Origin of the sequence: Arsenicitalea aurantiaca (assembly GCF_003994485.1) — a bacterium.
Lineage (GTDB): Bacteria > Pseudomonadota > Alphaproteobacteria > Rhizobiales > Devosiaceae > Arsenicitalea > Arsenicitalea aurantiaca.
Genome location: NZ_RZNJ01000004.1, coordinates 1 through 14887 on the forward strand (window position 1 = coordinate 1; position 14887 = coordinate 14887).

Genomic DNA, 14887 nt, shown 5'->3' on the forward strand with positions numbered 1-14887 from the left:
CACCCATCATTGCGAGATCATCGAAACCGGAAACGAATCCTGGCGCTTCAAGAACCGCGCCTGATCACCGCATCAAGCTGCAAAACGCTAGCCGCGCTCGCCCGGGCTGCGCAACCCTGGCCAGCTCCGCCCGGGCGAGCGCTGACCGCTGTGCATTACATGAAGGGGGTCAAAATGGGACGCCGATCGGGGGTCAGATTTGGAAGCCGTTTGACAGTCTACGCATTCCTTTAAAAACGCGGCGGCGTAAAGGCTGACTTGACGCTAGTCGACAGCGGCCCTCGCTATAAACGCTTAGCTCGGCTATTGCTGAAGGCGTAGAGACGCCAGAACAGGAAGCGCTCCTTCGCAAATGGCGATGTGCGCAAGCTCAAGGTTACCTCTACAGTAGACCTCTGCCTGCCAGCGATTTTGGCAAATTGCTGATACCTGCGTCGGCAAGTGTGAGGTCATAGCGAATGGCGACCCCCGCGACGCATTTAGAGGACATGCCCCGGCTCTCCTTTAACCGATAGCCGAAGTTCAGGCTGTTAGATGCTAAGTGCTGCGAGAGCGATTTTGATGCCATCACGCGATGACCGTCGACAACCGTGATCACGATTGATTTGAAAATGATAACTGCGAGCCAGGCTCGTCTGCCCCACGGCGCTGCTTTAAGCCAAATTGCTGCTGGAGATAGGACGGTACATTATCGGCATGTATCGGCCGGCTGAACAGGAACCCTTGTCCGTAATCACAGCCCCAGGATGCCAACATCATCACCTCTGCCTGTGTCTCCACGCCCTCTGCCACAGTCACTAAGCCCATCGTTTTGGCTAGTCCGATCATGGCGCGCACGATCTCTCTCGCCTTCGGCCCGTTTCGCATAGCTGAGATGAACGATCGATCGATCTTCATCTCGGTAACGGGCAGGTTTTGCAAGTGAATGAGGGAGGCATAGCCTGTCCCAAAATCGTCCAGCGAAAGCGCTATGCCTTGATCCCTGAGCTTCTCAAGTCGTTGAGTAATCACATCCTCCAACTCATCGAGCAGAACTCTTTCGGTGATCTCGAGCTTGACGCTTTCGCGCGCAAGCTCATGTCCCTCGAGCAGGGTCACCAACCTGTCGCTAAACTCAGGATTGACGATGTTCTCTGTCGCGAGATTGATGGAAACCTGACCGAATGGCACGCCATCAGCGGACCATCTGGCCATCTGATCCACGACAAGCTCGACCATCCGCAGACCAAGCGCATCGCTCAAACGTGGGTCGTCGAGCGCCGAGCGTATGCGAATTGGCGAGAGAAGCCCTTCCTCGGGATGTCGGATCCGCAGGAGCGCTTCCAAGCCACGCGGGTGAAAGGTGTCAAGGGACAGGATCGGTTGGAAAAAGGGCTCAATCCAGCCTTCGCGCAGAGCTGCGCGCGCCAGTTCGAACTCCTCTAACCGTCCTGTGGCGACACTACGGATGCGCGGATCGAAAAGTTTGACTGTTCCTTTTGCAGATGTCTTGGCCGCATAAAGCGCAAGATCGGCCCGTTTGAACACTTCATCTGAGTGCTCGTCAGGCAGGCCCAGAGTGCAGCCTATACTTGCTCTGCCAGACCTCGCCTTCTTGTTCCCTTTCATCCTGACGTCTATGAAGACCTCAATTTCTGAAGCGCGGGCGAGAAGACACTCATCGGTGAAGACAACTTGTGAGAGAATGGCAAACTCATCGCCGCCCAAGCGATAAACCCGCTCACCCGGTTCCGCTACCGCTGTCAGAATTCTCCCGAACAGACGCAAGACCGCGTCACCCGTCTGGTGGCCGTGACGATCATTGATGAGCTTGAAATCGTCCATATCGAGGACCATGAGTCCTAGAGGTACGGATGCATCGGCCAGCGCTTGATGAAGATCCGCGACGAACCGACGTCGGTTTGCCAGGCCGGTCAAGTCATCATGATAGACCTGCCACTTCAGCCGCTCTTCGGCCAGATATCGCTCATGGATGTCGTCGGCCGCTCCATACCAGCGGATGATCTCACCGTTCTCTGCACGTCGAGGCCGAGCGTGAGCTCTCACCCAGCGATAACTGCCATCGGCGAGTCTGATGCGATAGGTCGTTTCGAACAATTGCCCCGTAGCAACCGCGTTAGCCCATCTCGCGGTGGTGGGCCCAACATCGTCTGGATGAAGTGACGCGAGCCAGCCGTCCCCTAGCGCCTGTTGTGGCTCGACGTTCGTCGCCTCCAGCCATTTTCCTGATACTGTCAGAATCTTACCTTCGCGATCGGCAGTCCACGGAATCTGTGGGCTGAACTCCACCGTGTAGCGGTAGTGCTCCTCGCTTTCTCGAAGAGCCTCGATGAACCGCGCACGTTCAATCGTCACCGCAGCGAGCCTGCGCAGCCGGTCCATCTCCCTCCGCTCTGCAGATGTTGGCTCTCGGACGTCGCGGAAGTAGAACCCAAAGGACGCAATCACTCTGCCTTTTGAATCGAAGACGGGCTTGGACCAGCACGCCCGATATCCCAACGCTAGAATTGCCTCCCGCCAGTTGTCCCACATTGGGTCGGCAGCAATATCGGAGCTTATGACATCGCGCCTTTGGTGGACTGCTGTCCCACAAGATCCCGATCCCTCGGCGATGCGGACCGACTTTAGCCCCTCGTATATGTTCAGGGGAAATTTTGGCGCTATGCCAGCTGAAAAATGTTCACCATCACGACCAACCAGCAAGATGCTACAGGTCGAGCCGGCAATCTGTTTTTCGGCTGCACAGCACAGCTCCAGCAGCACCTCGTCGAGCTCGGATCCGAACAGAACCAGGTCCAAAATCCGGTTGTGCGCGGCATCACGCGCCTCGCCAATCAACCATTCGTGGACGTCAATGGCGCAACCGATCCACCTGTCTCCGCCCACATAACGCGCACTGAGGACATGGCGATGGTAGATGCCATCGTGACGACGCACGCGAATTTCCGTCTGTATCTCTGCGTGGGTCACGCCGTCGAGAGGGAGCTGGGCTTGGAACGCTGCAACGTCTGCTGGATGAATTGCGTCAAGCCATCCATGCCCGAGACCTGCTTCCAGTCTCATTCCGGTGAATTCCTGCCAGCGGCGGTTGTTATATTCCACCATGCCCGAAGAATTCGAGATCCAGACGATTCCAGGAACCGCTCGCGTCAACGATCTAAACAGCACATCATCGGTCATCAGTGAGGCCCCAGCCGAGAAGCAGCTAGCCGCCATTTGTGCACGACCGGGTTAACGGCGGCCTGAGATGAGCGAAGCAATTGACTGATCTAGCGCTGGTCGGCGCCTTTGCTACACGTCGCAGAGAACTTCGAGAGCTTCTGTCGAAAGCGCTGGCCAAAGGGGGTATCAAACGGAGCCTTTGGAAGGCGAAGCCTGAGGATCCGATCCGCCCGCCATGACTGTCCCTGCATTCCGTTACGCTTCGGCAACAGGTGTAATTGCTGCGTAAAGGCCGCATGTTCCGCGCATTGCACTCTCTACTGCGCGAGGTTCGGAAGCGTGTTGTTTTCCCGACCACGACTGTGGTGCCTATTGAAAGCATGCTTAAGAGGATCGCCGTACGGCGTCTCTCGCGAACGGCTCCCGTCTGCACTTGGATAGCGAGCTTGGCGCGCAGCTCGGACGCTGCTGATCCGGCAGTAAGAGTAGAGCGACGCGAACCTTTGAAGGCAATACAGCTACGAAGCTGGCAGATGTTCGCGAAATGTCCAAGGGTGGCAGCGATACAGGTGAAATTACAACGTGCCGGAACTGGACAAGCTCCACAGTCATTGGACGATCTCACGAGGTAGATCTGTTGCTATCATGTCACATGAGCCACATAAATGCCCCCTTTATGCCGGGTTTTATGGCCTAGTCCCCTTGAGTCGCTCGGTGACTCTCTGCGTTACTGGCTTGAGCAGCCACCTACTCACTGGAGGACTATTCATGAATTTTGCGACCAAGCTCCTGGCTTCAGCCGCGGCACTAGCCGTGATGACCGGGTCAGTTTACGCCGCCGATCTCTACATTCCTGTCGAACAGCCTTACATCCCCGAGGTCTCCGCACCGCTGAATTGGACGGGCGCCTATGTCGGTGTGCATGCGGGCTATGGCTGGGGCGATGTGGACGTCGACGGCTTCGCCGTAGATGGTGAGGACATCGATGGGTGGCTCGCTGGCGTACAGGCCGGCTACAATGTCAATCTTGACGGCGTCGTTCTTGGCATCGAGGGCGACATCGCCTGGGCCAACATTAGCGGTTCGTACGAAGATGCCGGCACCACCACGACCGCCACTGTCGATTGGCTAGCGACCATCCGCGGCCGTGTCGGCTTCGCCGCTGATGCGTTCCTTATCTATGGCACCGCCGGTGTGGCTTTTGCCGGTGTCGATGTGGATTTTGACGGCGGCAGCACTCAGTTCCCCGATGACTCGGATTCCAACACACATACCGGTTGGGTTGTCGGCGCTGGTATTGAAACCATGGTTACTGAGACCATCTCGCTGAAGGCGGAATATCTCTATCATGATTTCGGGTCGCAGGATTACTCCCTCAATAGCATTCCAGGCGAGGGCTCACTTAACGTCTCGACCGCGAAGATTGGCCTGAACTTCCACTTCTAGGTCCGTCTTTTCAACGCAAAATCCACTAGGTGTTGTAGCGGCTCCGTGGTGGATGGAGGGGGTGGCAGTGAACGGCCACCCCCTTTCTCGTCGCCTCGGGCAGTGCAACTCTGGAACGAGCCCGTTGGTTCGTTCGTGCAGCATGTACCGCGACGTGCTCGCAGGATCATGTAGCTGCATACCGATACTGCTGAAGGCCACCCCTCTGGACGTTGCCACGCTTCACGAACGGGCGTTCGCCGCAATGGGTCTCATGCTGTAGCTCCCAGCACTCGATCCGAACCACGGGATCAGACAGGCGCCGTGCATATCCCGCCCAAGTTGGTCAATGGATCAATGCTGAACGGCCTAACCCACCGCTGCCGCACCGATTAACAATAAGAAACTTCTTTTCGCTCGTGCACTAGAGAGGTTTAGTAGAACAGTGCGATGACGGTCAGAAGCGAGGGGCCTTCACGATGACGCTGTTCAAGCCTGACTATGCGGCGATTTTCGGTGCATGGCCCAGCCCGGCCGCAATCTTGGACAGTGAGCTGCGTTATGTGGCCTGCAATGGCGCCTATGAGACAGTGTCGTATCACAGGTTCGAAGACCTGTTCGGTAAGGCGCTCTTCGAGGTATTTCCTGGGGGCGACGGCGGGCAGCAAGACGCCCTTGCGCAGTCTTTTCGGCATGTATTGCACACAATGAGGCCCCATCACCTCTCGAGCACGCGCTATGACTTTTCGGCTAGGGACGGCAGAAACGTCGAGCGCATCTGGACGGTTTCGAACATCCCGCTTTTTTCTCCGTCCGGTGATTTAGCAGGCATCCTTCACTGTCCGCTCGACATTACGCGGCTGTCAAAGGGTGACCAATACCAAGCCGCTCAGCCCGCCAAGACTGACGAGGCGCTCGTCGTTCGGGCGGCTCAGTCGGTCTTGAATTCAGAAAGCGCTCGTCTCCAAGAGCTCTTCCATCAAGCGCCGGGTTTCATATGTGTCCTGGAGGGCCCGCGCCATGTCTATTCTCTGGCGAACGACGCCTATTACCAATTGGTCGGTCACCGGGAAATCATTGGACATGAACTCGCTGATGTCCTGCCGGAAGTTGTATCTCAGGGATTTCTGAGCAAGCTCGATCGAGTTTTTCAGACGGGCGAGCCCTTTATCGGTCGCGCCATGCACATTGAGCTCCAGCGGATCCCCGAAGCACCTTTGGAGACGCGCTATATTGACCTGATCTACCAGCCGATCCTGAGCGCTTCTCGAGACGTCACCGGCATATTCGTTCAAGGGCACGACGTCACCGAGGCCTACACTTTGGCACAGGAGGTGGCGTTCCAGGCGGCCCATGACGCGCTTACCGGCCTACTTAATCGACGGGAATTTGCGAGACGTATCGGGCAGGTGGAGGGCCAGGGGCCACATGCGCTGCTCTACATGGACCTGGACCATTTTAAGATCGTCAATGACCGATGCGGCCACGCCGCTGGCGACAGTCTCCTCAAGACAGTGTCGGATGTGTTGGCGATGCGAGCGGGCACCGAGGCCGTTCTGGCTCGGTTGGGCGGCGATGAGTTTGCAATCCTGCTGCCCAATTGCGGAAGCGATGCCGCCGTGACGCTTGCTCACCAGATGCGTCAAGCTGTCCGGGCGATTAACTTTATCTGGAACGGCAGACGCTACGGCGTGACGCTCAGCGTTGGCGTCGCAACGTTTGGCGAATTGCAGGAGAATACTATCGACGACGCCCTCGGCCATGCCGACGCCGCCTGCTTCCTGGCCAAAGAAGCAGGCCGTGACCGCGTTAAACTTGCTCTGCCGTCGGACGATGAGCTTCGACGGCAACTGACAGAAATGGATAATGTCACTCGGCTAAAGGAAGCCATTCGCGAGGACAGGATCATGCTCTTCGCCCAGCGCATTGACCCGATAGTTCCTGCGAAAGGAGCAGATATCACCCGTTTTGAAATTCTGTGTCGCCTTCGCGACACCGAGGGGACGGTCGTTCCTCCATCCGGTTTCATCCCCGCCGCCGAACGCTTCGGAATGATCGAAGCCCTTGATCGTCACATCGTCGCAAAAGCATTTGGCCATTTTTCGTCGCTGCCGACCGAAGTTCGGGCCCGCGTTGGCTTCTTCATCAACCTTTCAGGAATCACCCTGGGGGCACCAGGCTTTCTTTCGTATATCGAGAGACTTCTTGAGGATATGCCCAACGTGAATGCCGCACGAATCTGTTTTGAAGTAACCGAGACGGCAGCCATCTCAGATATCCGCGGAAGCGCCGCAGCCATGCGCGGATTGGCGGCATATGGCTTTCGCTTCGCTCTCGATGATTTCGGCAGCGGAATGGCTACATTTGCCTATCTCCAGCAGTTGCCCGTTCAGTTCGTGAAGATCGAGGGGGATTTCGTGAGGGCCAGCCCCACCAATGAGGCAAGCCGCATAATTGTGGAATCGGTTGCCCGGCTAGCCGCTTGCATGAAGATGGAAGTTATTGCGGAGGCAGTGGAGACGTCGGAGATACTGGAGGCACTGAGGCCCCTTGGCGTGCAGTATACGGACAGGGATACGCGCTGCACAGGCCTGAAGATCTTAACAGCGCGATACGCAAGAGCCTAGCAGATCCGCGTCGGTATGCAGGATCACTGGTTCACTAGGCTAGATTCCCTCTCAAGCGCCTAGTGGCGTCATTGACAGTCATTTGGGGAAGAAGCTTCAAACTGACGCACACAATGCGCGAAGCAGACGACTGTGCTCGTCGTCCGCGCCAGTGCGGATCGCGCGCGTGAGCGAGATGGCGCGAATTTATCAGTCGAAGCTCGGCTATTGAGGCTAGAGAGAGGCTTCGACCATCATCCTCTGGAATTCGCGCTGTGGGAGTGGGCCGGCTACGCTGCGGCTCCTGCAAAGCAGGAGCTTCCTTTGCCTGCAAGGATAGGCAAAGATCTCGCCATGGCTACAGCCATGAGGCCTCACTGGTACCGGGAAGCCGGCCAACTATAGAGACGCGAGAAGCCGGCCGCACATGCCGGCGGGCGTGGCTTCAGTCTTGTAACGCGGACGCCTCCCTCGACCAATCCAACCACCTCAGATCCGCCGACGTGTCGGCTTGAGTGAGCATTTGGTTAAGCAACGGTTAAAGTCGTGATACATTTATCACAGCCCTGTCTTCATGTTCGGACAAGCGATGTTTGCTCTAGACGGAGCGGCTACTCATGCGCCACAAAATTGCCCAGTTCCATGCATGGGAGAATATAATCATGAAATTGAAGGCAATCCTGCTGGCCGGCGCCGGTTTCGCATCGCTCGCGGGCTCTACTCTCGCCGCTGACCTCGGCGTTTATGATCCGATCGCGTACGATCCTGCCCCTGTCGTCAATAGCTGGACCGGCTTCTATGTCGGCGTGTTCGGCGGTATTGGCGCGGGCGACACAAATTATACAGTTGATGTGGAAGGCGCTCCCAGCACGGTGGTGGATCTGAATGTCAGCTCTGGCGGCGGTCTTGCCGGCGTCCAAGCCGGTTATGATCTCGATGTCGGCAACGGCTTCGTGCTGGGCATTGTGGGCGATGTCGCATGGACGAACATCCATGCAGGCATCGACGGCACGATCGACCTCGGCTCGCCGACGGATCTTGAAGTCTCGTCCACTTTGACTTGGCTGGCCACTCTTCGCGCCCGCGCCGGGCTGAGCTTCGAGAACCTGCTTGGCTACGTCCATGGCGGTGTCGCCTTCGGTCATACTGAGCGCGAAATAAGCTTCGGTACGACTTCGCTCGATCTGGGCGATGCCGCATCAGGCGACCGTACTGGCTTCGTCGTCGGCGCAGGTCTCGAAGCGAGAGTTACCGAAACGATTTCGCTTCAGGCTGAGTACTCCTACTTCGACCTTGGGTCGGACGAGCTTTACTCGGGCGATGACCTGGGCCCCGACATCACATTTGATGAGAATCTTTCCTTCCATACCATCAAGGCGGGCCTCAACTTCCGCTTCTAGCCGCTTCCCAAGAGCAGCAGCGAAAGCCTCCGGCGCTCCGTGGCGCTGGAGGTTTTCTTTTCTCCTGGCGGCAGGCACTGCCACTGTCAGTATGCGTCACACCCCTCGGCAGCCGAGCTAAGTCCTCTCTGGTGGACGCATGAGCCAGCCCTCGAAGGATCAGCGCGCACTTCTAACCTGTAGCGCAAAAGGTCTTACACTTGCTTGTCGTGCAGCCACATGAGGCCGCCTACTATCGCATCGTCAAAGCAGATCCATGGCGGTGCGATCACCTTGGGATGGCGCAGTGGCATCAGTAGCAGGGCTCAAGATGGGGATAAGAAATTTCATCTTCAATGCACTCGGGAGCAGGTGTCAGAATACTGGCGATCCCGAAGTTTGCACCGTCGGTGCTGAGTTTAGGTCGGCCCTGCTGAATGTCGGGAAGCTCCGGAGTGTGCCATCCGCCAATCAGCGTGCTGCCCGGGACGCCTAGCGCAGCCTCCTGCCTTTGTCCCCCAAAAGGCGTCGACAACCTTTCGCATGAGCGCGAGGAGTTGTGCTGCCTCCATCGCGGTCGAAGCGGATCTCCTCTCCTCGTCGTTTGATGGGAACAGCCGGCTGTTAAGCGGTTTGTACCTCAATAAGCGCGCCCCTTCCCGCGCGATTGTTCTCTCCTCCTGACGTGCCCCCATTAAATCGGACCGTTTTTGGCTGGAGTTTTCCATTTATGATCCCTGACTGGGGAGAAGGAGAGTTCCATGAAGGTATCTAAGTTCTCGGAGGCGCAGATCGCTTCCGTATTGAAGCAGGCTGAGGACGGAACGGGGGTCGGGGAGGTCTGCGGGAAGGCAATCGGACGTGGTGCTGCCTCGTCAATCGAGACAGGTCTGCTGACGAGCAGCATTTGTGGCTGGAGGGTATCTCCGCCTACGATGAACTGCTTGATCGTCCTGCCTGATGGCCTTCCCCAACATGGGCGTTCGGGACGTTTCCGCAATCATCGAAGGGCTCCAGGGCGCCCCGCCTTGGGCGGATGTAAAGATGAGCGATCGCGAGGTTAGCGGAGCCGGTAATAGCGTCATTACTTTTCCAAGTTGCGTCGACCACGGTTCGGCGTCCCGATATTGACTGTTCGGCGGAGATATTACGGCCGGAGGGTTCAACCTCCGGCCGCATCCGTGTCTAAGCCTTATTCGACCGTCACGTTCTCGATGGAAAAGCCCGACTGGAAGCTGAGGAAGGCGGGCATATTTGTGAAGCCCTGCACGTTTTCGCGCACGGCGTAGCTCTGGTCGCGCCACATGTAGAAGACAAGTGGCGAAAGCTCGAGCGCGCGGTCGGCGAACTCAGCATAGAGTGCCTCACGCTCCTCCTGATCGGTGGAAACGCGAGCCTGGTCCAGCAGTTCGTCGATGCGGTCGTCCTGGAAATAGGCCGAGTTGTTGTTCCGCACCAGCTGCGTGCCACCATAGTAATAGTTACTCAGCCAGTCGGGGTCGGTGATCTCCCCAAGGCTGCCCATGACCATGAAGTCGTAGTCCGCTACCGATGCCTTGGACATGCGGTTGGCCCAGTCGGGCAGATCGAGCGTCACAGTGATGCCGATCTTGGCGAGTTCGGACTGTATCGCCACTGCCGTGTTCTGGTGGAAGCTGTACTGGGCCGATGCCAGCAGCCTTGCCTCGAACCCGTCGGCATATCCCGCCTCTGCCAGCAGTTCGCGGGCCCGCTCCACATCGTGGGTGAAGTAGTTTGTGGTTTCTTCTGAATAGCCCATATAGCCTTCGGGAATGGCCAGCCCATAGATGGGCGTGCCGATGCCGTTGAAGGCGGTGTTGATGATCACCGCACGATCGACGGCATAGGCGATGGCCTGGCGCACTTCGGGGTGGCTGAACGGTTCGAACTGGGTGTTAAACTGCAGGCCCATGAACGGGCCGAACGTACGTTCGGTGCGGATCTCGGCTTCGGCCTCCAAGGCTTCGAGCTCCCGCGCCGGCACATAGTCGATGATGTCGACGTCGCCGGTGCGGATAGCGTTCACCCGGGCGTTCTCATCGCCGTAGAACACGTAGTGCACCTCGTCCAGATGTGGCTTGCCTTCCTTGTAGTAGTCTTCGAACCGCTCGGCGACGATTTCGCGGCCGCGCGTCCAGTTGACGAAGCGAAAGGGGCCGGCACCGATCGGGGCGACGTTGGGGTCGGCTTCAAAGGCCTCTATCCAACTGGCCGGCATGATCACCGATTCTGGCAGTGCCAGATAATGGATCATTGCCGCATTGGGCTGGTCCAACACCAGCCTGACCGTCTTGTTGTCGACCACCTCGATGTCGGTGATCGCCGACAGCTCGTTGCGGAACGACGCCGCCCCTTCCGGATCGCGGATACGGTCGAGAGAGGCCTTTACGTCGGCCGCGGTGACCGGCGAGCCGTCATGGAACAGCGCGTCGCGGAGTGCGAAGGTGATGGACAGCCCGTCGGGCGCCACTTCATAACTTTCCGCCAGCTCGTGGGAGATCGAGCCATCCACATCGTAGTTCACCAGCCCGCGATGGATGCCGAGCTTGACAGTCCGGAAGGTCGTTCCGGTCTGCATCATCGGATCCATGGTGGTGGGCTCGCCCGAAATGCCAAAATATACTGTGCTCTGGGCCATGCCTGCGGTTGAATAGGATGCCAGCGCGGCGGCCAGCAATCCTGTCGCTATCAGCTTTCTCATTGCAGTCGACGTCCTTCCCTTGTTGATGTCGCGCCGCCGCAGCGGCACCCCTCTACTGACGCAACCGTGGATCGAGCAGGTCGCGCAGATAGTCTCCGATGATGTTGATGGCGAGCACGGTCATCGCCAGGCACAGCGCCGGCCAGACCAGGTACATGGGGTTGATGCTCAGATAGCTGCGCGCGGTGCCGATCATCTGCCCCCAGGAGGGCTCGGGCGGCACGATGCCAAGCCCCAGGAAGCTGAGGCCCGACTCGAGCAGGATCGCAGCGGCGATGGTGAGCGTGGCCTGCACCATGAGCGGTGACAGGATGTTGGGCAGGATGGCGCGGAAGACGATCCGCAGCGGGCTGGCACCCATGGATCGTTCCGCCTGCACATATTCCTGCTGCATCACCTGTAGGGTCGACGATTGAGCGATGCGGGCGAAATGGGGCGTGTACACGACCCCGATGACGGCCATAAGGCTGACGACACCGCTCTGCCAGAAGCCGACGGCTAGGAGGGCCAGAAGGATTGGTGGAAAGGCGAGCAGGATATCGACCGAGCGCATGATGCCGAAGGAGACCAGGCGCGGCCCGTAGGCCCCGACAATACCCAGAAAGGTTCCGAACGCGGCGGCGATCACCGTCGCCCCCATCGCCACCATCACGGTGGGACGGATGCCGATCAGCAACCGGCTCAGCAGATCACGCCCGAACTCGTCGGTGCCCAGCCAATGTTGGGGTGAACTGGGCTGGTTCACCTTGAGGTGCTGGATTTCGTAGGGATTATAGGGCGCCAGCGCCGGTCCGATGATGGCGATAGCGACCACGGCGGCCAGCAGCAGGGCGCTGGCGGCGACAGCGGGCCGCATGCGCAGCAGGAAGAGGGTCATGTGCGCCTCCGGCGAATGCGCGGATCGAGCAACCCGTAGATCAGTTCGACGGCGAGATTGATGAAGATGAACAGCGCCGCGATGGCAAGTACGCTTCCCTGCACCACCGGATAGTCGCGCGAGGACACGGCATCGACGAGCAGCGTGCTCAGCCCCGGCCAGTTGAACATGGCTTCCACCAGCACCGTGCCGCCCATCAGATTGCCGAGTTGTAGACCAATAATGGTCACCACCGGGATGGAGGCATTGCGCAGCGCGTGCTGCCAGATGATGCGCCGCTCGGACATGCCCTTGGCGCGCAGTGCCCGGATGAAGTCGCGGTTGAGGATTTCGAGCATGGACGACCGCGTCATGCGCGCGATCGAGGCGGCCAGGCCGAAGCCGAGTGTGAAGGCGGGCAGTACAAGCCGGCGGAAGTGCTCGGGCGCATTTCGCCCGATGTCCATGTAGCCGCTCGAGGGCAGCCAGCCCAATTGCAGGCTGAAGAGGATGATCAGCAGCGCCCCGAGAATGTAGACCGGCACCGATATGCCGATCGTGGTCATCGAGGTCAGGGCCGTGTCCACCAGCGTGCCGCGATTAAGCGCCGCCGCGATGCCCACCGGCACCCCGATTAGCGAAGCAATGACAATGGCGGCGAGGCCCAGTTCGAGCGTGCGCGGCAGGTTGTCGGCCACAACCTGCCCCACCGAATAGCCGCCTAGGATGGAATTGCCGAGATCGAAACGCACGACATCGGTGAGCCAGCTGACATATTGGGTCAGCACCGGCTGGTCGAGCCCCAGCCGCGATCGCATGGCAGCGATCGTCTCCGGGGACGGGCTGCTTTCCGAACCCAGCAGCAGCAGCACGGGATCACCCGGCATGATGTACATGATAGAAAACACCAGCGTCGCCACCACGAAAAGCTGCGTCAGCGCGGTAGCGAGCTTCTGGACGACGAAGGCGAGGATACCGGCCAGGGCGTTCACTGCAGCCGCTCCTGCCGGTCTTCGCGCTCGATGCCGATGCGCGGCACGGCTGCGAGCAAGATGCGGGTGTACTCTTCCTGCGGCGCGGCGAAGATAGCATCCGCCGGCCCGGTCTCGACGATCCTGCCGGCCCGCATTACCGCGATGGTATCGCTGATGTGCTCTACCACCGACAGATCATGAGAGATAAAGAGATAGGTCAGCGCGAATTCGGCCTGAAGATCCTTGAGCAGGTTGAGCACCTGCGCCTGCACCGAGACGTCGAGCGCCGACACCGCCTCGTCGCAGATGACCAGTGAAGGGTTGAGCGCTAATGCCCGGGCGATGGCGATGCGCTGGCGCTGTCCGCCGGAAAATTCGTGCGGATATTTCTGCCCTGCATTGCGCGGTAGCCCGACGGCATCGAGCAGGTCGGCGACACGTCTCGGGCGATCCGCCACGCCGCCGTGGATCTGCATGGGTGCGGAGATCGCCTCCTGCACGCTGAGGCGCGGATTGAGCGAGCCGAAGGGGTTTTGGAAAACCATGGCAATGTTGCGCCGCACCGGAAACAGCCGGCGCTCGCTCAGCTGCGCAATATCGGTGCCGTTGAACAAGATCTGTCCCGAATCCGGTTCGGTCAGGCGCATGATGAGCCGCGACAGCGAGGTCTTGCCGCATCCGGACTCGCCCACTAGGCCGAGCGTGGTGTGCCGGGCGATAGACAGGCTGACATTATCGACGGCCTGATAGCGCTGAGTCTGGGCCAGCATGCCGCTCTTGATCAGAAAAGTCTTGGAAAGGTCCCTGACCTCGAGGATCGGCGGGCCGGGCTCGCGGGGTGCGGGCGGCGCCGCTGAGGCCATAGCCCGCGGGGCGTCAGTTGCGCCGCCACGCTCGATGACCGGAAGGCGGTCGCGCCGCTTGCCCAGCGCCGGCATCGCATCAAGCAGCGCCTTGGTGTAGTCGTGCTGGGGCCGGCGGAAGATCTCGTCGCGCGTCGCCTCTTCGAGCAGCCTACCGCCGTTCATGACGATCACCCGGTCGGCAATCTCGTAGACCACCCCCAGATCATGGGTGATCAGCAGGATGGCGGCGCCCACTTCCTCGTTCAGGCGCTCGAGAATGTCGAGCACCTGGCGCTGCACCGTCACGTCGAGAGCCGTAGTCGGCTCGTCCGCGATTATCAGTTGCGGGCGGCTGGCGACCGCCATAGCGATCATGATGCGCTGGCATTGGCCGCCGCTCAGCTCGTGTGGATAGGAGCGCATGACCCGAGCCGGATCCTTGACGTGCTCCCGTTCCAGCAAAGCGACGGCCCGCCGGTAGGCTTCCCCGCGTCCGATCTTCTCGTGCAGCTGGATTGCTTCGATGATCTGGTCCCCACACGTGAAGACGGGATCGAGCGAAGCCACCGGGTCCTGGAAAATCATGGAGATGCGTCGGCCGCGTAACTTGCGCATCTCCGCCTGATTCAGCGACAGAAGGTCGACACCCTCGAACACTACCCGGCCGGCGGTGACACTAGCATTGGGCGGAAGCAGGCCGATGACGCCCAGCGAGGTCAGCGTCTTGCCGCTTCCGCTTTCGCCGACGAGGCCGAGCACTTCACCGGCAGAGAGATTGAACGACACATTCTGAACCGTCGGGACAACTCCGTCCTGCGACTGGAAGCCGATGCTCAGCCCCTCGACGCTCAGCACAGCGGAGCATCCTTGGGCGGCCGACGGCAGGCGGCCGTGCCTGAAGGCTCCAGGATCACCGCG

General features: G+C 59.4%; 8 protein-coding genes. 3 read left to right on the plus strand and 5 right to left on the minus strand.

Annotated features, from left to right (window positions below; all coding sequences use genetic code 11):
- Positions 1-594 precede the first annotated feature (594 nt).
- Entirely contained in the window at positions 595-3180 is a 2586-nt protein-coding gene (locus EMQ25_RS11345; RefSeq protein ID WP_158626058.1) for an EAL domain-containing protein, read from the minus strand.
- A gap of 750 nt (positions 3181-3930) precedes the next feature.
- Between EMQ25_RS11345 and EMQ25_RS11350 the strand changes: the two genes are divergently transcribed.
- The 3 genes from EMQ25_RS11350 to EMQ25_RS11360 all read left to right on the plus strand — a co-directional run bounded on the left by EMQ25_RS11350 (position 3931) and on the right by EMQ25_RS11360 (position 8593).
- Complete coding sequence (locus tag EMQ25_RS11350; RefSeq protein ID WP_158626059.1) at positions 3931-4608, plus strand: outer membrane protein; 678 nt, start codon at positions 3931-3933, stop codon at positions 4606-4608.
- 458 nt (positions 4609-5066) lie between these two features.
- Positions 5067-7214, plus strand: coding sequence for a putative bifunctional diguanylate cyclase/phosphodiesterase (locus tag EMQ25_RS11355; RefSeq protein WP_127188716.1), 2148 nt, complete (start codon positions 5067-5069; stop codon positions 7212-7214).
- 641 nt (positions 7215-7855) lie between these two features.
- The gene (locus EMQ25_RS11360; protein WP_158626060.1) at positions 7856-8593 is read left to right on the plus strand and encodes an outer membrane protein; all 738 of its coding nucleotides are present in this window, start codon (positions 7856-7858) and stop codon (positions 8591-8593) included.
- A gap of 1171 nt (positions 8594-9764) precedes the next feature.
- Here EMQ25_RS11360 and EMQ25_RS11365 read toward each other — a convergent pair.
- The 4 genes from EMQ25_RS11365 to EMQ25_RS11380 are packed head-to-tail and all read right to left on the minus strand — an operon-like array spanning position 9765 to position 14824.
- Positions 9765-11294: an ABC transporter substrate-binding protein gene (locus tag EMQ25_RS11365; RefSeq protein WP_127188718.1), complete on the minus strand. Its 1530-nt coding sequence runs from the start codon at positions 11292-11294 to the stop codon at positions 9765-9767.
- A 52-nt stretch (positions 11295-11346) separates the two neighbouring features.
- A complete protein-coding gene (locus tag EMQ25_RS11370) occupies positions 11347-12171 on the minus strand; it encodes an ABC transporter permease (protein WP_127188719.1) in 825 nt (274 codons plus the stop codon).
- Entirely contained in the window at positions 12168-13142 is a 975-nt protein-coding gene (locus tag EMQ25_RS11375) for an ABC transporter permease (RefSeq protein WP_244606569.1), read from the minus strand. Before EMQ25_RS11375 ends, EMQ25_RS11370 begins: the two co-directional genes overlap by 4 nt.
- Positions 13139-14824: an ABC transporter ATP-binding protein gene (locus EMQ25_RS11380; RefSeq protein WP_204570002.1), complete on the minus strand. Its 1686-nt coding sequence runs from the start codon at positions 14822-14824 to the stop codon at positions 13139-13141. The genes EMQ25_RS11375 and EMQ25_RS11380 overlap by 4 nt, the downstream gene beginning before the upstream one ends.
- Between the last annotated feature and the right edge of the window lie 63 nt (positions 14825-14887).